A 20,852-nucleotide genomic window follows, 5' to 3' on the forward strand; every position below is an offset into this window, starting at 1 on the left:
GTAGGGCATGTTGATGACATTGACGTTCTCGTTATGCGTAGAGCGCTAATTAACTCGCGCTCGCGACGAACGATTTCAAGAAGGAAGTGACTCTTGGCTAAAATAATTGTAGTGACCTCTGGTAAAGGAGGGGTCGGTAAAACCACAAGTGCGGCGGCAATTGCGACAGGGCTTGCGCTGCGCGGTAAAAAAACGGTTGTGATTGATTTTGACGTGGGCCTGCGCAACCTTGACCTAATTATGGGCTGCGAGCGCCGTGTGGTATATGACTTAGTTAACGTGATTCAAGGTGAAGCAGGGCTCAATCAAGCGTTGATTCGTGATAAACGTGTCGAGAATTTGTTTATTTTACCCGCCTCACAAACCCGCGATAAAGATGCTTTGAACCAGGACGGCGTCGCAGAAGTTCTGGGCAAGTTGAAAGAAGATTTCGATTTCATTCTCTGCGATTCGCCAGCCGGTATTGAACGCGGTGCCCAGTTGGCCATGTATTTCGCCGATGAAGCGATTGTGGTCACTAATCCTGAGGTATCCTCAGTGCGTGACTCCGACCGTATTTTAGGGCTGTTGGCTTCCAAAACCCGTCGTGCTGAGCAGGGCGAAGACCCCATTAAAGAGCACCTGCTGGTCACTCGCTATAACCCCGAGCGAGTGACGTCTGGCGACATGCTGACACTGGACGATATTCGCGAAATTTTGGCGATTAACCTGCTGGGTTTGATTCCTGAGTCGGAAGCCGTGCTGCGCGCGTCTAACCAAGGCGTGCCAGTGACTCACGATATCTCTAGCGACGCGGGCCAGGCCTACAGCGACACGGTGTCGCGGCTACTCGGTGAGGATATGCCGTTGCGTTTCCATGAAACGCAACGCAAAAGCCTGCTGAGCCGTATGTTTGGAGGAGGTCGTCGATGAAACTGCTGGAGTTTTTGAAGCGTGAGCGCAGGAAATCCGCCTCGGTAGCCAAAGAACGTTTGCAAATTATTGTGGCGCATCAGCGTGGCCAGCGTGGCCAGCCTGACTATATGCCGCTGCTTGAACGCGAACTGCTTGAGGTCATTCGTCGCTACGTGCACGTGGACGACGATGCTATTCAAATCTCTTTGGACAGCGAAGACAACTGCTCCGTGCTGGAGCTTAACGTGACGCTGCCTAAGGACTAACCAAAGAGCCGATCCACAAAGTACTTCGCACACAGTACTTAGCACACGGTACTTGGCACACAGTACTTAGCATAAAGTACTTAGCAAAGAACTTAAGGCGCGGCGAAAGGGGTGGCGGGTATGCTAGGCTTGGGCTTTTCACTGCCCAGCGGAGTGCTTCTTCATGGCGCCACCCAATGCTGCCCCGGTCAGTTTCCTATGGCATGACTATGAAACCTTCGGGGCTGACCCGCGTCGCGATCGGCCCGCTCAGTTTGCCGCGCTGCGAACCGACGCCGAGCTCAACGAAATTGGCGAGCCGATTGAGCTTTATTGCAAGCCGGCCGATGATTACCTACCCCATCCTGCTGCCTGTTTGATCACCGGTATTACCCCTCAAAAAGCCCAGCGCCATGGCCTCCCTGAAGCAGTATTTGCGGGGGAAATTCAGCGCCATATGAGCGAGCCCGGCACCTGTGTCGTGGGTTACAACAGCCTGCGTTTTGATGACGAAGTCTCGCGCCATCTGTTTTACCGTAATTTACTCGACCCTTATGCCCGCGAATGGCAAAACGGTAATTCCCGCTGGGATTTAATCGATATTGTGCGCGCTTTTTATGCGCTCCGCCCTGAGGGTATTGAGTGGCCGCTGCGCGAAGACGGCGCGCCCAGCTTTAAGCTGGAACACTTAACCGCCGCCAACGGTATTGCCCATGAGGGCGCGCATGATGCGGTCGCCGACGTGCGAGCCACGATTGCGCTGGCGCGCTTGCTGAAAGCGCGTAACCCCAAGTTGTTTGATTATCTGCTCGGCCTGCGCGGTAAGCGTGCGGTGGCCAAGCAGCTCGACCTGCCTGGCGCTAAGCCGCTGCTACATATTTCCCGCCGTTATCCTGCCAGTCGAGGCTGTAGTGCTTTGGTGATGCCGCTGGCTGAGCATCCGACTAACCCTAACGGGGTGATCGTTTACGATTTGAGTATCGACCCCAGCGATTTGCTCACTATGTCGGTAGAGCAGATTCGTCAGCGGGTGTTTGTGAGTCAGCAGGATTTGACCGAAGGCGAGGCGCGCATTCCGCTGAAGGTGATCCATATTAATCGCTGCCCGGTAGTCTTTCCTGCGAGCGCCTTAAAAGACGTCGATGGGCCGCAAAAGGGCGAGTACGGCAGCATTGTTGAGCGTTTGGGCTTGGATGTTACGGCCTGTCGTCAGCACTGGAAAACGCTGCGCGATGCCAGCGGTGTTGCCGATAAAGTCGCAGAGGTATTTAGTGCGGGTTACGCAGATGAACCGCAAGATACTGATTTAATGCTTTATTCGGGCAGTTTCTTCTCCGCCGCTGATCGCCAGCAGATGGAGCGGGTGCGTGAAATGGAGCCGTGGGATCTGGTGGGGCAACGCTTTGCCTTTCAAGACCCGCGTTTAGAAGAGATGCTGTTTCGTTTTCGCGCGCGCAGCTATCCAGACACCTTGGAAGGCGAAGAGCGTGAGCAGTGGGAAGCCTTTCGCTGGATGCGTATCAATGACCCCGCCTTGGCAGGCTTTACGTTAAAGGCCTTCGCACGGGAAATTGAGCAGTACAACCAGCAAACGCTCAGCGATCGTGAACGGCAGATATTGGAAGAGCTGGTGATGTTCGTGGAAGCCATGATGCCGGCCCAGGCGTTTGACGCCTAAGCCAGCATCGACGTGCTAACCGCGCGGCTTATTCACGCACTTTAGGCAGCGCCGGGCGCGCTTCCTGGTCATTGCTTACATCGCTAGGCTCGTCGCCGGGATTAAAGCGTATATCCAGCCTGTGCGCCTGCAACCATGGCCAAACAGCCTTTATGTCCTCAAGGCTAACGTTAAGCACTAACTCGGCCAACTGATCACGACGATCAAAGCGTACTTCCTCCCGTGCCGTGGCTTGCCAGTAGCGGTTGGCCATGCCCGAGAGGCTGGTATCGCGCTGGCGCAGTTGGTCGTGCACCGCTTGGCGGTAGGAGGCTAACTCTTCGTCGCTGAGCTGATCAAGGCGCTGGTCAGCTTCTTTAAGAAACGTATCCATTCGCTCGGCAATTGTCTCGCTGTCGACGTCGGGCGATTGCACGACTAACGCAATCCCTGGGGCTTCAAGCAGTGGCGAGTAGCCCGCGTTAACGATGTAGCCAAGCTGCTGTTCGGTGCGCAGTTGCTGGTAGAACGGTGTATCCAGCCACTGGGCGATCACGCTAGTGGCTGCCTGTTCCTCGGCAGTCTGGTCGCGCCCCTGTAAATAGCGCAGCACCAGGGACTCATCCCGCGAGCTGTGGGGGTGGAGCACGCGGTGTTCATCGCTAACCGCAAGCGGTGTTAGGTTGGCGATAGCGTCGCGGGTTAGCCGTGGCCGCAGTTGGTCACGCATTAGCTGCGCCTGTTCGCGCGCTAGGTCGGCATCGAGGTTACCGACTGCCATAGCGTCAACATACAGGTGGTTGAGAAAGCGCTGACGAAAGTCTTCCAAATGGCCACGATTAAAGCGCTCGCTCGCCGTGAGTAAGTCAGCAGTGGACCACTGTGGTGTGAGTAACGCTTCGCCTAACGTGCGGCTGGCTTGACCATACAGCGACGCCTGGGGCGCGTTACGCCACTCACGTTGAAGCTGGTAACGCACACGTTCAAAAGCGCCATCAGAGATCTCCGCGGTTTTAAGTTGCTCAATCGCTTGTTCGATCAGCGGGGTTTGGCCATCCCGCCAACCGGAGAAAGACAGTGTCATGCCGCGGGCGTGAGGGTAAGCGCTGAACGATTGCCCCGCCAACCACGCTGGGTAGAGGGATTCGTTCAAGCTGTCATTGAGCCAACTGGCAAGCAGCCGGGTGAGCACCGCTTCTTCAGCGGAGTAGCTAGCGCTTGGGCTCTGTAAGCTGACGCGCCACTCAACGCTTGGGGTATTAAAGCGTTCATCCTGCATATGCCAGGCGGTAAACGTAGGCGAGTCTACTAACAGGTTTGGCTGCTCGTCCTGGCCTTCCAGCAGCGTTAAGTCACTGGCGATAAAAGGGTTGGGGCCGGGAAGGGCTAAGCCGCTAAGGGTCTGGCCCGGCTGGTCAGGCGCTTGCTCGCGCCACTGGGCATTGAACCACGGCGAAACGGTATCGCTTTCAACGTCGGGCGCCGAGTAGAAGCGCAGCATATTATCGGGTGTTAGGGCGTCTAGGTAGGTCTGCTGGCGCTCTGCATTGGGGCCATCCATACGGTAAGCCGCGTACTGAACGTCTTCCACCGGATAGCGCGACAGGCTCATAGCGAGGCGAGTGGCTTCCTGCTGAGGGGCGCCGTGCTGCTGAAAGCGAAAACTCTGCTCGTTAAGATCGGCCTGTTCGTCATAGCGCCAGGATGCGAGGCCATCGTTGCGCAATTGCTCAATGGCGGCAAACAGGGTGGCTTCAATATCGTCCAGGCGCTCTGCACCTTCAGGCGTTAGGCTGATGGAGATAGTAAACAGCGCCTCGTTGCCATCGCCGCGGCCAACGCCTGCGGAGAGCCCGTCGGCAAGGCCGGCGTCACGCAGCACCGCTAGCAGGCTGCCATCACCCTCGTCGCCGAGCAGGTGGGCGATAAGCTGCGTTGGTTTGCTGCGGTAGTCATCGGTGGGGTCGGGTACCGGGAAGTAGAAGCGTAATTGACGGCGATCCTGTAGTGACTGGCGCTCGATATAGCGCGGTAAGGTGTCTGAATCCACCAATGGTGCCTCAATGGTGGGGGCGCTTAAGTCATTGTCGGCAATGTCAGCGAAGCGTTCAGCGACCAGCGCTTCCAACTGGCCCAACGGCTGCGGCGCCACGATCACCAAGTTCATTACATTGGCATCGTAGTGGTTATGGTAGAACTCAATCACCCGCTCACGCAGCGTTGGTTCGCCTTCAGGCGGGCTGGCTAACGTATCTCGGCTGCCTACGGCAAAGCCGGTGGTCGAGTTGTCCGGGTTGAGTAGCTGATTTAGCACATCATTCTCACGCCGGGACTCGTCGCGAATACGGGCCATATATTCAGAGTGAACAATATTGCGCTCGCTCTCTAATCGGTCCGCGTTAAACAGCGGCGACAAGAAAAATTCGCTGAAGCGGTCAAGTGCACCCGGCAGCGCCGATGGCTCAATATCAAAGAAGTAGTTAGTGTCTTGCTGCGCGGTAAAGGCGTTGTGGGAGCCCGCGTTGTTCGATATGTAGCGCTGGTAAGCATCTGACTCTGGGTAGGGTTCAGTGCCTAAAAACAGCATATGTTCGAGAAAATGGGTAAGTCCCTGAAGGTCATCGGGGTCTTGGGCGCTGCCGACGCGCACGTTCATCGACGCTGCGGCCTTGTCGGCCTCCAGGTCGCTGACAAGTAGTACATTGAGACCATTTTCCAGCGTCACAATGCGGTAGTCGCGGCTATCAAAAGGGCTAATGATCGGGGTGGCCGTATCAGCTATGGCATCGGCAATGGCGTCATCGTTAGCAGCGAAGGCGAGTGGTGTCATGCCAAGACTCGCGATAATACCGAACAGCGCGCACTGGGGCAGGTGCCGCCAGCGCATTATACCAGTGGGTCGCAACATTACAGCTCCTGAGACACGGCCCAACGCAGCATCGACCCAGTGGGGTGGGCACAAGCCGATGACTGGTAGGCGGGATTATTGACATGTTTAGATACCGGAAAAGCGCCCAACAGTTCCAATGGGGCGGGCGTTAACAGCGAATTAAGTGTTTCTAAATCTGTATCCGGGTCGAGCCATGTGGCGAGCGCATGGCTGGGGATGATGACCGGCAAGCGGTCGGATAGCGGTGATAACAGCACGTTAGCAGGCACAGTGACCAGCGCTGTCGAGTCGGCAAACGCCGTCAACGTCGTGTGGTAGCGGCACCACAAAGCCCCTAGCAGCAGTGGTGCGCGCGAGACTTGGGTGACTAAATAGGGCTGTTTGCTGCGCAACTGGGTTTTCCATAGATAGAAACCGCTGACGGGAATCACGCAGCGGCGGGCGTTAAAGGCATCGCGAAACATCGCGCGTGACTCAAGGGTTTCAGCCCGGGCGCAGTGCGGCGCGTGATCTAACACTTCCAGCCAGGGCGGTGTGAGGCCCCAGAACAGCGATGATAGCCGATACTGCCCCTGCTCTAAGCGGATCGCCGAAACGGGGCTTCGGGGCGCTAGGTTGGGTGATTCCACCAGCGGCTCAGAGGCGTCCAGCGTTGGCAATAAATGGGTCAGCGGTAAGTTTTGCACATGCAGTCGCCCCGTCATAGCTGTCTCCTTAAGCAAAAACGTTGTGGAAGTGACGGGGGATTTCGTGCAACTAAGCACGAAATGGTGTGTTTTAGTGTCGAAAACAGTGTTCGATGTAAGGTATCCTATAGTATCCCTTGCTCCCGCTAAAGTGCAGTGAGGCATTCCTCCTCGATTGTCGTTGACCTTAAGAGATCGCCATGGCCCGTCCTAGACAGCATGCGCCCGATGCCCTCCATACGCAGGTCATGCACGCTTGTGATGAATGGTTAGCTGAGCAGCCAGTGCATGGCCTTTCCTTGCGAGCCCTGGCTAGAGAGGTCGGCTGCGCGCCCAGCACGTTGCTCAAGTTGTACGGTAGCTTCAATAACTTATTGCAGAACGTCAATGTGGAAACGTTGGCGCGGCTACAGCACACTATTACTAGCTTAGTTGATGATGATCCAGAGCCATGGCTACGCTCGCTGGCGCTCGCTTATTGGCGATTCGCTGAGCAGGACTGCTACCGCTGGCAGCTACTTTTCGATTACCCGCTGGCCCAAGAGGGCGAGCTGGACCAGCGTCAAAGTGATTTGATTGAAGCGCTGTTTACCCAAGTGGAAGCATCAATCAAGGCTTACCAGCCAGCACTGGATGATCTCGAAGCCCGTCGCTTGGGGCGCACACTGTGGGGCAGCGTTCACGGGCTGGTCCAGCTTGGGTTGAATGAGCGCTTAGGCTACTGGCAGGGTCAGCAATTGAAGGTAGATGAACTGCTAGACCAACTGATGAGCACCATACTGGCCGGCCTACGCCACCGCGAGGCGGTGCCGTGAAGGGGAGTGTCAGCGTATTTCGACACCTTCTGCGGTGGCTTATTTTTGTCTCAATGCACCTCTGCTACCGACTGCAGGTTCATGGGTGTCAACATATCCCCAAGCAAGGCGCCGCGCTGGTAGTGTGTAATCATGTCAGCTTTATGGATGCCTTGGTGCTCGGTGGCGCTAGTCCGCGGCCGCTGCGCTTTGTGATGGACCAGCCGATTTTTGACTCCCCATGGCTTAAGTGGTGGTTTCAGTTGGTCGGTGCTATTCCCATAGAGTCGGAGCGGCGCAGCCCTGGCGCGATACGTCGTGCCCTGGATGACGTCAGCGAGGCGCTGTGCCAGGGGCAGGTAGTGATGGTCTTTCCTGAAGGGCGACTCACTCCCGATGGCGAGATCCACACCTTCCGGCGTGGCTTGGAGACAATTCTGGCCCGGGACGATGTTCCGGTGATCCCTGCCGGGTTAGCAGGCCTATGGGGTTCGTGGACCTCTCATCATGGTGGCAAGGCGCTTAAGAAATGCCCCAAGCGCTTTCGGGCGCCGGTGAGTTTGCACTTCGGGCCGCCGCTTAATCGCCTAGATGCCGATGATATGGCGCTACGGCGGTTTCTGGAAGCGCGGGTTAGAGCGCTAAAAGCGGCGGCGGATCAGGATCTCGTCAGCCGGATTAACCCTCGCTAATATCACCTAGCGGCGTGATGTCCGCAGCTTTTGCCAGCAGCGCGCTGAGGTGATGAGGTTATCGCGGATCTCCAAGATTTCCATGCGCATATTGCCAATTTGTAGGCACGCAGGGCCTTCTGGAAACGCCTCGAGGTGCTCAAGGATTAAGCCATTGAGCGTTTTGGGGCCGTCGGTCGGCAGCTGCCAGCCAAGCATCTTATTAATTTCACGGATATTGGCGGTGCCTTCAATGACATGGCTACCGTCGTCCTGCTGATGAATCTCTTCATCTTCGGACACGTCAGTGGTGAACTCACCCACGATCTCTTCCAGAATATCTTCCAGCGTTACCAAGCCTTCCACGTCGCCATACTCATCCACCACGATGCCAATACGACGCTTCTGTTTTTGGAAGTTGAGCAGTTGGGTATGCAGCGGCGTGGACTCGGGAATGAAGTAGGGTTCGCGCGCCTCCTGAACAATCGAGGCCTTGGTGACTTCATCACGGGAGAGAAAGCGTGCCGCGTTGCGCAGATGCAGCATACCGATAATATTATTGATATCGCCTTTATAGACCGGCAACCGGGTGTGCTGGCTAGTACGAATCTGGGTCAAGATATCTTCAAGCGAATCATCCAGGTCGATACCCAAAACCTCATGACGCGGCACCATAATGTCATTCACCGTGACGTTCTCAAGGTCAAGAATCGACAGTAGCATCGCTCGGTGGCGGTAGGGAATTAACGTACCTGCCTCGTGTACCACGGTACGCAGTTCGTCGCGAGTCAGGCTATCGCCACCGTTATCGACGCTTTTTACGCCAATCAGCCTGAGTAGGCCGTTAGACACCACGTTAACTAGCCATACTAATGGGTAGAGCAGCTTTAACAGCGGCTCAAGGGCGTAGGAAGTAGGGTAGGCAATCCGTTCGGGCTTAATGGCGGCGTAGGTCTTCGGCGTTACCTCGGCGAAAATTAGAATGGTAATGGTCAGCAGGGCGGTAGAAATCGCAGGCCCAGAAACATCGCCGAAGAAGTGAATCGCGATGATCGTCGCTATCGAGGCAGCCAGGTTATTAACGAAGTTATTGCCGATCAGGATAACGCCGATTAAGCGGTCGGGCCGGGTGAGCAGGCGCATGACCCGTTTGGCTCTGCGATCACCGCTGTTGGCTTGATGGCTCAAGCGGTAGCGGTTGATCGACATCATGCCGGTTTCAGAGCTGGAGAAGAAAGCAGAAAGCACTACCAGTAAGGCTAGCAGGCCGAACAGTAACCCCAGGGGGAAGTCGTCGCTCAAGTCGAAAAGTCCTTTGTGGCGTATTAAGCTCGATTTGTAGAAGGTCGCGAGTAGTGTGTCAAGATAACCAAAGGCGCGGTTGCGCCTCGTAAACGGTCGAGGCGCTATCGATTGAGTACAACCTCAAGTACGAACTTGCTGCCAAAGTAGGCTAACACCAGCAGGCCGCAGCCACCTAGTGTCCAGCGCACAGCACGCATGCCGCGCCAGCCAAAGCGGTAACGGCCAATCAGTAGCGTAGTGAAGATCACCCAGGCCAGCAGCGACAGCGTGGTTTTGTGCGCCAAATGCTGGGCAAAAAAGTTATCTAGAAAGATCAGGCCGCTAGCAATAGACAGGGTGAGCATAATAATGCCCGCCCACACCAGCTCGAAAAGTACCCGCTCCATGGTGGTCAGCGGCGGGAGCGACTGCACGATGCCGCGAATATGGTGATGGCGTAACGCTTGGTTCTGCAGGCCGACTAATACGGCTTGAACGGCGGCAATTGCCAGCACGGCAAACGCCAGTGCAGAGCTCACCGCGTGCACTAAAACACCCGGTGTTAAACCGGTGTGGCCACCCTGGCTAGGCAACCAAGTCGCCACAATTAGCGCTACACCCGCCAACGGGAACAGCGCAATACCTGCGTTAAGCACCGGTTTAAACAGGCTGGCAACTAACACAACGTTGACCGCGACCGCCATCAGCAATGTGGCGCTAGTGGTAAAGCCCGGCAGCAGGCCAGGCGATTGGCCGACTAATTTGACTACCACAGGGATGTGCAGCAGTAAGCCTAGTACGGCGAGCAGGCGCACCATGCCCTGGCGAGGCGGCACGCGCCGGAACAGCGTCATGCCCTGCCAAATAGCAGCGGCGACATAAAGAACAAAAGCCATCGTGGCGAAGGGGAGCGCCTGCATGATGCTATCCGTGCGCCTTGCAGCGCGTTGTTGTGAAAAAATAATCAACTTAAAGGTAGTGGCTACTATAACGAATCCAAGCCGTATCGCCCAGCAGGGCAGGCGTATGAAAATAAGCAAACGTACGGAGAGAGTATGTAGGAATGCCAGGGCAAGCTGTAAACAAGGGGCTTTCGCCATGGCCGGAAAAATGTTCCCGACAATTCCGGCATTTCCGCCATCCATGGCGGTCAGGTGGCGACTTGTCTTGGTTGCTTGAGCTAGGGTTGCTTGCAGTAGGGTTGCGAGTACTCTCCCATGGAGACTCAAAGCATGAGCGCGTATAATCTTTTCACTAATTAGTCCAGGGCGTGCGCGCCAACGGCAGTGACGGAGGCAGAGAGGCCCCATGTTCCAGAATCTAAGTGAGCGTCTTTCCCAGACGCTAAAATCGATTAAAGGTCAGGCTCGCCTGACCGACGACAATATTAAAGACACCCTGCGCGAAGTGCGCCGGGCGCTGCTTGAGGCCGACGTTGCACTACCGGTGATCAAGGAATTCATTGAGCGTGTACGCGAACGGGCAGTAGGCCAAGAAGTCTCCAAAAGCCTGTCGCCAGGCCAGCAGTTCGTCAAAATCGTCCAGCAAGAACTGGAAGCGATTATGGGCGAAGCCAACGACGGCTTTGTGCTTAAAGGCTCCCCCGCCGTTGTGTTGATGGCCGGCCTACAGGGCGCGGGTAAAACCACCTCTGTGGCCAAACTGGCCCGCTACCTGCGCGAGCGCGAGAAGAAGAAAGTATTGGTAGTGTCTGCCGACGTCTATCGTCCGGCAGCCATTGAGCAGCTTGAAACCTTGGCCAAAGAGGTTGAGGTGGATTTCTTCCCCTCGCGCTCTGACCAGCAGCCGGTAGCGATTGCCGAAGCGGCCATCAAGCACGCTAAGATTCAGTTCCACGATGTCGTGCTGATCGATACCGCCGGTCGTTTGGCGATCGATGAAGCTATGATGGCGGAAATCCAGGCGCTGCATAAAGCGGTCACGCCGCACGAGACGCTATTTGTCGTCGATGCTATGACCGGCCAGGATGCCGCCAATACCGCCAAGGCATTCAGTCAAGCGCTGCCGCTGACCGGGGTGGTCCTAACCAAGGCCGACGGTGATGCCCGTGGTGGCGCGGCGCTGTCGGTGCGCCACATTACCGGCAAACCCATCAAGTTCATGGGTGTCGGTGAAAAAGTTGACGCCCTGGAGCCCTTCCACCCGGATCGGGTGGCCTCGCGCATCCTGGGCATGGGCGACATGCTGTCGCTGATTGAGGAAGCCGAACGTACCGTTGATAAATCCAAAGCCGAGCAGTTGGCCAAAAAGGTCAAGAAAGGCGATGGCTTTGATCTGGAAGATTTTCGCGACCAGCTCCAGCAGCTCAAGAAAATGGGCGGCATGGGCGGCCTAATGGGCAAGTTGCCTGGCATGGGGCAGATGGCGGAAATGGCTCAAGGCCCCGGTCCTGAAAAAGAGATGGGTAAGCTGGAAGCACTTATTAATTCCATGACACCTAAAGAGCGCCGTAAGCCCGATATTATTAACGGCTCGCGCAAACGCCGTATTGCCGCTGGTGCGGGCCTGCAAGTACCTGATCTAAATCGTCTGCTCAAGCAGCATAAGCAGATGCAGAAGATGATGAAGAAAGCCGGTCAGAAGGGCGGTATGCAAAAGATGATGCGCGGTATGTCTGGCATGATGGGCGGCGGAGGCCCAGGTGGGCCTGGTGGCATGGGCGGTATGGGTGGCCCGGGCGGATTGCCGCGCCGTTAATTCGCGGTAAGCTCGCTGGGTAAGGTTGACGGTCTATGAGTTTTCTGGCTGTCAGGCTTTCCAAGCTGGGCGCATTTGCGTAGAATGCGGCCTCTTCATGCGTGGGTGTTGTGTAAAAGCGCGTAAATCGCGGTGGCAGCGCTCCTCAATGGAGGCCTTTATATAGCCTTTAGCACGACGAGTGTTCCGATAGCGGATAGCGCTATCAACACACTCTCGTAACCTCAACCGAAGGATAGTTATCGTATGGTTACCATTCGTTTGGCCCGTGGTGGCGCCAAGAAGCGTCCCTTTTACCACCTGACCGTTACCGACTCGCGTAACGCTCGCGACGGTCGTTTCATCGAGCGTATCGGCTTCTTCAACCCGGTTGCCCGTGGTCAGGAAGAGCGTCTGCGCGTTGATCTAGACCGCGTTGTTCACTGGCAGAGCCAAGGCGCCCAGCTTTCTGGTCGTGTTGCTGAGCTGGTTAAAGAAGCACGCAAACAGGCGTAAGCCTGCTTTTGAGTCTTGTTGTCTGAGACTTGTTGTGTAAGAAAGTGAGTGTTGGGTAGCTGAGGTCGTCAATGACGCGTTCTGAACTAAGTCAAGAACTAGGCCAAGAACTAAGCCAAGCTGACGACACACATGTGGTGCTAGGCAAGCTGACTAGCCCTTATGGGGTGAAAGGTTGGCTCAAGGTGTACTCGTACACCAGCCCGATGGACAGCATTCTAGATTACCCGGAATGGTGGGTGCGCCAAGGTGAAACCCTTAAGCGCGTGAGCATTATTCAGGGGCGTCGGCAGGGCAAAGGGATTGTAGTGCAGTTGGAGGGGGTCGATGACCGTAGCGCGGCTGAAGCATTAGCCCAAACGGACATACTGATGCCCAAACAAGCACTGCCGGAACTTTCTGACGACGAGTATTATTGGCATGAGCTTGAAGGCATAGCGGTCTTTACTCAGGCCGGCGAACGGCTCGGACGGGTAAGCTACCTGTTTGAAACCGGCGCCAACGATGTCATGGTGGTTCGCGGCGATTCTGAGTCAATCGACAAGCGTGAGCGGCTGCTGCCATTTTTGCCAGATGATGTCATTATTGAAATCAGTACCCAAGAGGGCCGCATGGTCGTCGACTGGGATCCTGAGTTTTGACCAAACGTATGCATAGTTTGAGCAGTGATGTTGCTAGCGACTCAATAGAGCCGCAGCCTGGTGAAAATGAACTTGGTAAAAGCGAAGCAGTGTCGCCTGCAATGTGGATCGGCGTTGTGTCGTTGTTTCCCGAGATGTTCGACGCGCTAACGCAGCAAGGCGTGGTCGGCAGAGCGGTAGACAAACAGCGTATTGCGCTAGAGTTCTGGAACCCGCGGGATTACGCCACTGACCGCCACCGCAGCGTGGATGATCGCCCTTATGGCGGTGGTCCGGGAATGTTGATGAAAGTCGACACTCTGCGTGCAGCGATTTTTGCCGCCCGTGAACGGGCGCAACAAGCCACCGGCCAAGTGCCGACGGTGATCTACCTCTCGCCCCAGGGGCGTAAGTTGGATCAGCAGGGCGTTCAATCACTGGCTTCCGCCGGACCCTTGGTGGTCGTGGCAGGGCGCTATGAAGGTATTGATGAACGCGTGGTAGAGAGTGACATCGATGAAGAGTGGTCGATTGGCGACTATGTGCTGAGCGGCGGTGAGCTGCCAGCGATGGTGCTAATTGATGCAGCGGCAAGGCTGATTCCCGGGGTGTTGGGGCATCAGGACTCCGCTGTCGAAGACTCGTTTAATGACGGTCTGTTAGATTGCCCGCACTACACCCGTCCAGAAACGATTGATGGGCGCCAGGTGCCGGATGTGCTGCTTAGCGGAAATCATGCCGCTATCAAGCGCTGGCGGTTAAAGCAATCACTAGGCCGGACATGGCAACGCCGCCCGGATCTTTTGGAAGGGCGGGCATTAGATGCCGAACAGCGCAAGCTGTTGAACGAGTTTGTCGAGGAACACGCTCTAGCCACTTTGTCAGCTAAGTAGGCGGACAAAGAAGTAGGCCAGAGCGGCGGTGCAGGGCGAACAAGCGCACCTGTGTCACCCATAACGACTCCCGCGTAGCTCGTTTCGAGCGCCGGGATCACGGCTTCCGCCACCCATGATTGAGCGGTCAAGCCAACACGTTATTCAGGAGTATGATGATGAGCAGCAAAAGCAAAGTGATCCAGGCGATCGAATCTGAGCAAATGAGCAAGGAAATTCCTGCCTTTGCCCCCGGCGACACCATTATCGTCCAGGTAAAAGTAAAGGAAGGCACCCGCGAGCGTCTGCAGGCGTTTGAAGGTGTGGTCATCGGTAAGCGTAACCGTGGCCTGAACTCCGCTTTCACCGTGCGTAAGATTTCTCACGGCGTTGGCGTTGAGCGTACCTTCCAGACTTACAGCCCGCTGGTTGACTCTATCGAAGTCAAGCGTCGCGGTGATGTGCGTCAAGCCAAACTGTACTACCTGCGCGAGCGCAGCGGTCGTTCGGCGCGTATCAAGGAAAAGCTGGCCTAATCGCCACTTTTTCACAGGCGCGCTGTACGTAGAGATGTATAGCGTTTTGCTAAGCGTCGCGCCTGGATACCAAGACCCCGTCACCCGCTCTGCGGGGCGGGGTTTTTTTTAAGCTGGAGACTGCTGACGTATGAGCGTTATCGATGCATTTTTAGATGCCCTGTGGCTTGAGCAGGGCGCCAGCGATCATACGTTAGCGGCTTATCGGCGTGACTTAAGCGCCTGGCAAGCTCACTTGGAGCGCCATGGCGAAGTGCTATTAGCGCCGCCGCCCGAGCGTCTTAGTGAGTGGCTGGAAGATCGCCGGGAGGGAGGTTATCAACTGCGCAGCAATGCCCGGCTACTCTCGACACTGCGCAGCTTCTACCGCTGGGGGCGTGTAAATAACCAGGTGGAAAGCGACCCACTGACTGATATCAAATTGCCGCGCGTCATCCCCGGCTTGCCTAATACCTTGGAGGAGGACGAAGTCGAGCGCCTGCTATTAGCGCCCGATACCGATACCCCGCTGGGTGTCCGCGATCGCGCCATGCTGGAGCTACTTTATGCCTGCGGCTTGCGGGTCTCTGAACTGGTAGGACTTAGCAGCGACGCGGTTAACCTGCGTCAAAACGTGGTAAGGGTACGCGGTAAAGGCGATAAAGACCGCCTGGTACCTATGGGCGAAGAGGCGGCCGATTGGTTGGCGCACTATATGCAGACCGCGCGGCTGTCGCTGATGAGCGACCCGACGCGCCCAGCGCTGTTTCCAGGGCGGGGCGATAAAGCCATGACTCGACAAACCTTTTGGCACCGGATTAAGGTGCATGCCATCACTGCCGGCATTACTCGGCCGCTGTCACCGCATACGCTACGTCATGCATTTGCCACCCATTTATTGAATCATGGGGCCAATTTGCGAGTCGTACAGTTGCTGCTGGGTCATAGCGACCTGTCGACGACCCAAATTTATACCCATGTGGCCCAAGCGCGCTTGGAAAGCCTACATGCACAACATCACCCACGAGGTTGAAATAAGCATGCGTCAACGCCGTTTTCTAGCACTGCCGTTACTAACACCTGTCTCAATGATGACGTGGTTGATAGCGGGCAGCCTATTGCCTTCCGTTGTCCAGGCGGATGCCGTCGCAGACGAACTGGCGGGTTCTCTCAGCGTCAATGGCCAGCAGATGCCTGTGGAGGCGGTCACCGCAACGCCGATGGAGGGCATTTATCATGTGCGGCTGGAGGGCGGTGAATCTTTCTACTCCAGCGCCGACGGCAGCCACTTCTTGGTCGGCGACCTGTATGAAAATGCGCCTGCTGGGTTGGTCAACTTAACCGAACAAGAGCAGAACCAAGAGCGTGCAGCTGCGCTGGCAGCTGTGCCTGACAGTGAGTTAGTGATCTTCCGCGGGGCCGAGGAGCCAAAGGCCACGGTGACCGTATTTACCGATCCTACTTGCCCTTACTGCGCACGTTTACACGACACCATCCCCGAATTGAATGAGCGCGGGATCGCCGTTCACTATATGGCGTTTCCCCGTGCTGGCATGAATAGCGACGCCGCCAAAACGCTGCAACAGGTATGGTGCTCGGACAACCGCAGTGAAGCGATGACCCAGGCCAAAGAAGGCCAGGCTATGGCCAGCGCCAGCGCAGCCGACTGCGACAATCCGGTAGCGGGGCAGTATGATCTGGGCAAAGTGTTGGGTGTACAGGGCACACCGGCGATTATTTTGCCTGATGGCCGGCTAGTACCAGGATTTGTGCCCCCCGAGCGGCTCACTGCCATGTTAGGCTTGGACAACGACTGACATAAGCCATAGTGTCGCGCAAATAAACGGCACATTACGCTGAGACATTGATTTAAGAGGTGGCACCTGCGGGCGCCCAACACAAAAGGGGAAGTATTTTGAAACCGGTAAGAGTAGGTATCTGTGGTTTAGGCACTGTCGGTGGCGGCACCTTTAACGTATTGACCCGCAACGCTGACGATATTGCGCGTCGTGCTGGCCGCCCTATTGTGATTGAGCAGATTGCTCATCGCAGTGTTCATCCTGACTGCGATATTACCGGCATTAATACCACCTCTGATGTGTTTGAAGTGGCCACCAACCCCAATGTGGATGTCCTGGTGGAGCTGATTGGCGGTTACGATATCGCTCGCGAGTTGGTGCTCACGGCGATCGCCAATGGCAAGCACGTGGTCACCGCCAACAAAGCGCTGATTGCTGTGCACGGTAATGAAATCTTCAAAGCTGCTCACGAAAAGGGCGTGATCGTGGCGTTTGAAGCCGCGGTGGCAGGCGGTGTTCCGGTGATCAAATCGCTGCGCGAAGGCCTGGGTGCCAACCGAATTGAGTGGGTGGCGGGCATTATCAACGGCACTGGCAACTACATCCTTACCCATATGCGCGACGAAGGCCGGGCGTTTGAGGACGTTCTTGCGGAAGCCCAGGCGCTGGGTTACGCCGAATCCGATCCTACCTTTGATGTGGAAGGCATCGATGCGGCGCATAAGCTAACCATTCTGGCCTCGATTGCCTACGGTGTACCGCTGCAGTTTGAGAAAGCGTTCACCGAAGGTATCTCAAGGATTACCGCCGAAGATGTCGAGCAGGCAGATAACCTTGGCTATGTCATCAAACACCTGGGCATTTCCAAACGTACCGATCAGGGTCTGGAACTGCGCGTTCACCCCACCTTGATTCCCAAAGAGCGCCTGCTGGCCAGTGTCCACGGCGTTAAAAACGCCATTGCGGTGATGGGCGACGCAGTAGGACCAACGCTTTACTACGGCGCTGGTGCAGGCGCGGAACCGACCGCTTCAGCAGTGGTTGCTGATTTACTCGATGTGGCGCGGGATATTTCCACTGACCACCACTACCGGGTGCCTTATTTGGCGTTCAGCGGCATTGACGAAGATGTCAGTCAGCTGCCTATCATGCCCATGGAAGACATCACCACCGCTTACTATCTGCGCTTGCTGGCGGTTGACCGCCCCGGTGTTCTGGCGCGAGTGGCCACCATTTTGGCCGAGCAGGGCATCTCTATTGAAGCGCTGATCCAGAAAGAGGCCACCGAGGGCGAATTGGTGCCGATCATTCTGCTCACTCACCGCACCAAAGAGAAGCAGATGAACGAAGCGATCCGTGAAATCGAATCCATGGCGGATATTGCCGGCCCCGTTACACGCATCCGCGTGGAAAGCCTGGACGAAGGGGAGTAAACCCAGATGCGTTATATCAGCACGCGTGGGCAGGCGCCCGCGCTCTCCTTTGAAGAGGTGGTGCTCACGGGCATGGCCAGCGATGGCGGGCTATATGTGCCAGAAGCCCTGCCTGAGTTCTCTAAGGATGAGCTGGCCAGTATGGCCGGGCTTTCTTACGCGGAAATCGCTTTCCGGGTGATGAAGCCGTTTGTGAACGGTGAGATCGACGACGAGACCTTTCGCGGCATCGTGACCGAGGCCTACGCGACCTTTAATCACGACGCGGTTGTGCCCCTCAAGCAGCTGGATGCTAACCATTTTCTGCTTGAGCAGTTCCACGGCCCAACGCTGGCGTTTAAAGATGTGGCGCTACAGCTGCTTGGCCGCTTGCTTGATCACTTCCTGAAAAAGCGCGGCGAGCGTGCGGTGATCATGGGCGCGACCTCTGGCGATACCGGTTCAGCGGCGATTGAAGGCTGCCGCCACTGCGATAACCTGGATATCTTTATCCTGCATCCGCATAACCGTGTTTCAGAAGTGCAGCGTCGCCAGATGACCTCGGTACTGGCCAATAACGTCTTCAACATTGCCATTGAAGGCAATTTTGACGACGCCCAGGCAATGGTTAAGGCGAGCTTTGCTGACCAAACATTCTTGAACGGCACGCGCTTGGTGGCAGTAAACTCGATCAACTGGGCGCGCATTATGGCGCAGATTGTTTACTACATTGCCTCAGGCGTTGCGCTGGGTGCGCCGCACCGTGAGGTGAGCTTCTGTGTGCCGTCGGCTAACTTCGGTAACGTGTTTGCGGGCTATATGGCCTATAAAATGGGCCTGCCGGTGAAGCAGTTCATCATCGCCACCAACGCCAACGATATTCTCCACCGCACGTTGGCCGCGAATGACTTCTCCAAAAAAGAGCTGGCGGCAACGCTGGCGCCTTCCATGGATATCGTAGTGTCGTCTAACTTTGAGCGCCTGCTGTTTGACGCCTACGACCGCGACGGCTTGGCCGTGGCGGCACTGCTTGAGCGCTTCCAGCAGGAGCCCACGGCGCTGGCCGATGCGCCGCTGGCCAAGCTGCGCGAGAAGTTCTCCAGCTACAGCGTGGACGATGCGACGATTCTGGAAGTGATCCGTGATGCCCATAAGCGCACCGGTGAAATGCTCGACCCGCATACAGCTACCGGCTATCGTGCCGCCGAGCGCGCCCGCGCTGACCAGTCAACGCCAATGATAACGCTGGCCACTGCACACCCGGCCAAGTTTGCCGAAGCCGTAGTGAAAGCGGGCTTCCTGGGCGTGCCACTACCGCCGCATATGGAAGACCTGATTGAGCGCGAAGAGCGCTACACGGTGCTCCCAGCGGAACTTGCCGCCGTGCAGCAGTACGTTGCGGAAAACCGGCGTTGAAGTCCCGTTCGTTGAGACACCGATGACCCCAGTGACCGATCTACCCCGCAGCACGCTGTCCTCTAGCACGTTGTCTTCGAGTACAAGCAGGCCGCGCTTAGAGCCTCGTCCCGTGGACGAGGCGCTCTATGCCCGTGCCCAGGTGGAAGGTTTGAGCGAGCTGCAGGCGCGGCTATTGGCCTCGCGTTTGCCGGGCTACAGCGGTGAACTTGCGCCGTTGATTTCACCCAGCCTGCGCTATCTGGCCCACCCGGAAAAACTCGCCGACGGTCGCCGCGCTGCCGAGCGCATTGCCCAGGCAGTAGCGGAAGGCGAAGCGATTGGTATCCTCACCGACTACGACGTGGATGGCATCACCTCCCATGTGGTAATCCGGCGCACCCTGGTCGAGCTGTTTGGAGTGCCGGAAGGCAAGCTACACAGTTTGATTGGCCACCGTATTCACGACGGCTACGGCATCAGCCTACCGCTGGTAGAGCGTACGCTCGCGCTCAAGCCTTTCCCCACCCTGGTAATCACCGCCGACTGCGGCAGCTCCGATGAGCCGCGTATCGCGCGATTAAAAGCGGCAGGTATCGACGTGGTAGTTAGCGACCACCACGCCCTGCCCATTGAGGGGCCGCCAAGCTCGGCATTCGCCTGCGTTAATCCCACCCGTGATGACTGTGAGTATCCTGACAAAACCATCGCCGGCTGTATGGTGGCGTGGCTGTTGATGTCACTCGCTCGCGGCGTGCTGATCGAGTGGGGGGCGCTGTCAGAATCCACGCCCAAACTGTCGCCTTGGCTCTCTTACGTAGCGTTGGGCACGGTAGCGGATTGTGTGTCATTGGGCGGCAGCCCGGCGAATCGTGCAGTGGTTAATCAAGGTTTAAAACTGATCAATCGCATGGATGCGGCCTGCTGGCGCGCTATGGCGACGCGCTTAGGCGCCGACAGCGTGCCGTTCAACGCCGAGACGCTAGCGTTTCAGATGGGGCCGCGCATTAACGCCCGCTCGCGGCTGGACGACCCCTACGCGGCGCTGCACTTTATGCTCGCCGAGAATGATGGGGTCGCCAATCGCCAGCTCGACGTTTTGGATCAGGATAACCAGTCCCGCAAAGCGATTGAGGCCGACATGGCCGCCGAGGCGCGCACTCTCGCCACAGCGGCTTTGAACGCCGACGAGCCCGCGGTGGTGGTACTGCTTGAGGATGGCCATCCCGGTGTGCAGGGAATCGTTGCCTCGCGGCTGGTGCAGGCCTATGGGCGCCCTGCGTTGGTGCTTACCCAGGCAGCGGCGCCCGGCATGCTCACCGGCTCAGGCCGCTCGATTGACGGGTTGCATCTGCGCGATGCGCTACAGCGCACCTTTGAGCTTGCTCCCCAGGCGCTGCCACGCTTTGGTGGCCATAGCGGCGCGGCAGGGGTTGGCGTGCCACGCGATCAGCTTGACGCCTTTAAAGCCGCTTTCCTGCAAGCGGTGGGCGAGCAGTTGCAGGGGCGAACACTTTACCCACGGCTATGGACGGATGGCGAGCTCTCGACAGCCCAGCTTTCACTGACGACGTTAATGGAGATCGAAACCCTTGGCCCCTACGGGCGGGAGTTTGACCCGCCGCTGTTTGAAGGGCGCTTTATTGTCGAAGCGCTGCGCCCGGTGGGGGCTGAGGGCTCGCACCTGATGCTGGAGCTTTCCAGCGGCCCGGTGACCTGCAAAGCGATTTGGTTTCGCGCCTTAACGCCGGGGGAGCTGCCTGGCTTCAGCGTCGGCGATACGCTGCACTGCGCTTACAAGCTTAATCGCAACCGCTGGCGTGGCCGCGAAACACTTCAGTTGATGGTCGAGCACGCCAGCGCCATTTAATGAATCGTTGTATAACTTCAATAAGCCAAGTAGGG

Annotated in this window: 19 protein-coding genes; 15 read left to right on the plus strand and 4 right to left on the minus strand. The window is 56.9% G+C overall.

Features of this window, described 5'->3' with window-relative positions; translation table 11 throughout:
* Positions 1 to 93 precede the first annotated feature (93 nt).
* The 3 genes from minD (at position 94) to sbcB (ending at position 2,817) form a co-directional block, all read left to right on the plus strand.
* Complete coding sequence (minD, locus tag ACQE2I_RS01920; protein WP_427029809.1) at positions 94 to 912, plus strand: septum site-determining protein MinD; 819 nt, start codon at positions 94 to 96, stop codon at positions 910 to 912.
* Positions 909 to 1,160: a cell division topological specificity factor MinE gene (minE, locus tag ACQE2I_RS01925; protein WP_427029810.1), complete on the plus strand. Its 252-nt coding sequence runs from the start codon at positions 909 to 911 to the stop codon at positions 1,158 to 1,160. The genes minD and minE overlap by 4 nt, the downstream gene beginning before the upstream one ends.
* A gap of 163 nt (positions 1,161 to 1,323) precedes the next feature.
* Complete coding sequence (sbcB, locus tag ACQE2I_RS01930) at positions 1,324 to 2,817, plus strand: exodeoxyribonuclease I (RefSeq protein WP_427029811.1); 1,494 nt, start codon at positions 1,324 to 1,326, stop codon at positions 2,815 to 2,817.
* A 28-nt stretch (positions 2,818 to 2,845) separates the two neighbouring features.
* On the opposite strand, the gene ACQE2I_RS01935 is transcribed toward sbcB, so the two are convergent.
* Together ACQE2I_RS01935 and ACQE2I_RS01940 are read right to left on the minus strand one after the other, a co-directional pair.
* Positions 2,846 to 5,704: an insulinase family protein gene (locus tag ACQE2I_RS01935; RefSeq protein ID WP_427029812.1), complete on the minus strand. Its 2,859-nt coding sequence runs from the start codon at positions 5,702 to 5,704 to the stop codon at positions 2,846 to 2,848.
* A complete protein-coding gene (locus ACQE2I_RS01940; RefSeq protein ID WP_427029813.1) occupies positions 5,704 to 6,390 on the minus strand; it encodes an SOS response-associated peptidase in 687 nt (228 codons plus the stop codon). The genes ACQE2I_RS01935 and ACQE2I_RS01940 overlap by 1 nt, the downstream gene beginning before the upstream one ends.
* Before the next feature lie 182 nt (positions 6,391 to 6,572).
* Here ACQE2I_RS01940 and ACQE2I_RS01945 point away from each other — a divergent pair, with 182 nt between their 5' ends.
* A complete protein-coding gene (locus ACQE2I_RS01945) occupies positions 6,573 to 7,187 on the plus strand; it encodes a TetR/AcrR family transcriptional regulator (protein ID WP_427029814.1) in 615 nt (204 codons plus the stop codon).
* Positions 7,188 to 7,240: 53 nt separating this feature from the next.
* Positions 7,241 to 7,858 carry a 1-acyl-sn-glycerol-3-phosphate acyltransferase gene (locus tag ACQE2I_RS01950; RefSeq protein ID WP_427031370.1) on the plus strand — a complete coding sequence of 206 codons (618 nt, stop codon included), beginning with the start codon at positions 7,241 to 7,243 and terminating at the stop codon, positions 7,856 to 7,858.
* Positions 7,859 to 7,864: 6 nt separating this feature from the next.
* Here ACQE2I_RS01950 and ACQE2I_RS01955 read toward each other — a convergent pair whose 3' ends face one another.
* On the minus strand, positions 7,865 to 9,139 hold the full coding sequence (locus tag ACQE2I_RS01955) for an HlyC/CorC family transporter (protein WP_427029815.1): 1,275 nt from the start codon (positions 9,137 to 9,139) through the stop codon (positions 7,865 to 7,867).
* A 104-nt stretch (positions 9,140 to 9,243) separates the two neighbouring features.
* Complete coding sequence (locus ACQE2I_RS01960; protein ID WP_427029816.1) at positions 9,244 to 10,041, minus strand: cytochrome C assembly family protein; 798 nt, start codon at positions 10,039 to 10,041, stop codon at positions 9,244 to 9,246.
* A gap of 388 nt (positions 10,042 to 10,429) precedes the next feature.
* On the opposite strand from ACQE2I_RS01960, the gene ffh reads away from it, so the two are divergent.
* The 10 genes from ffh (at position 10,430) to ACQE2I_RS02010 (ending at position 20,817) form a co-directional block, all read left to right on the plus strand.
* Positions 10,430 to 11,839, plus strand: a complete 1,410-nt coding sequence (gene ffh, locus ACQE2I_RS01965; protein ID WP_427029817.1) for a signal recognition particle protein — start codon at positions 10,430 to 10,432, stop codon at positions 11,837 to 11,839.
* A gap of 246 nt (positions 11,840 to 12,085) precedes the next feature.
* Positions 12,086 to 12,334, plus strand: a complete 249-nt coding sequence (gene rpsP, locus ACQE2I_RS01970; RefSeq protein WP_007111767.1) for a 30S ribosomal protein S16 — start codon at positions 12,086 to 12,088, stop codon at positions 12,332 to 12,334.
* Between the two features lie 71 nt (positions 12,335 to 12,405).
* Positions 12,406 to 12,975 (plus strand): ribosome maturation factor RimM, encoded by a 570-nt coding sequence (gene rimM / locus ACQE2I_RS01975; protein ID WP_427029819.1) that lies wholly within the window; start codon positions 12,406 to 12,408, stop codon positions 12,973 to 12,975.
* Positions 12,976 to 13,076: 101 nt separating this feature from the next.
* Positions 13,077 to 13,847 (plus strand): tRNA (guanosine(37)-N1)-methyltransferase TrmD, encoded by a 771-nt coding sequence (gene trmD, locus ACQE2I_RS01980; protein ID WP_427031371.1) that lies wholly within the window; start codon positions 13,077 to 13,079, stop codon positions 13,845 to 13,847.
* 158 nt (positions 13,848 to 14,005) lie between these two features.
* Positions 14,006 to 14,362, plus strand: coding sequence for a 50S ribosomal protein L19 (gene rplS / locus ACQE2I_RS01985; protein ID WP_427029820.1), 357 nt, complete (start codon positions 14,006 to 14,008; stop codon positions 14,360 to 14,362).
* Between the two features lie 130 nt (positions 14,363 to 14,492).
* Positions 14,493 to 15,374 carry a site-specific tyrosine recombinase XerD gene (gene xerD / locus ACQE2I_RS01990; RefSeq protein WP_427029821.1) on the plus strand — a complete coding sequence of 294 codons (882 nt, stop codon included), beginning with the start codon at positions 14,493 to 14,495 and terminating at the stop codon, positions 15,372 to 15,374.
* Positions 15,349 to 16,158 carry a DsbC family protein gene (locus tag ACQE2I_RS01995; RefSeq protein ID WP_427029823.1) on the plus strand — a complete coding sequence of 270 codons (810 nt, stop codon included), beginning with the start codon at positions 15,349 to 15,351 and terminating at the stop codon, positions 16,156 to 16,158. The genes xerD and ACQE2I_RS01995 overlap by 26 nt, the downstream gene beginning before the upstream one ends.
* A 98-nt stretch (positions 16,159 to 16,256) precedes the next feature.
* Positions 16,257 to 17,573: a homoserine dehydrogenase gene (locus ACQE2I_RS02000; protein WP_427029824.1), complete on the plus strand. Its 1,317-nt coding sequence runs from the start codon at positions 16,257 to 16,259 to the stop codon at positions 17,571 to 17,573.
* Positions 17,574 to 17,579: 6 nt separating this feature from the next.
* Positions 17,580 to 18,968, plus strand: coding sequence for a threonine synthase (thrC, locus tag ACQE2I_RS02005; protein WP_427029825.1), 1,389 nt, complete (start codon positions 17,580 to 17,582; stop codon positions 18,966 to 18,968).
* Positions 18,969 to 18,990: 22 nt separating this feature from the next.
* Positions 18,991 to 20,817 (plus strand): single-stranded-DNA-specific exonuclease RecJ, encoded by a 1,827-nt coding sequence (locus ACQE2I_RS02010; RefSeq protein ID WP_427029826.1) that lies wholly within the window; start codon positions 18,991 to 18,993, stop codon positions 20,815 to 20,817.
* Positions 20,818 to 20,852: the final 35 nt, after the last annotated feature.

It is taken from the genome of Halomonas sp. H2, assembly GCF_050215315.1.
GTDB lineage: Bacteria > Pseudomonadota > Gammaproteobacteria > Pseudomonadales > Halomonadaceae > Vreelandella.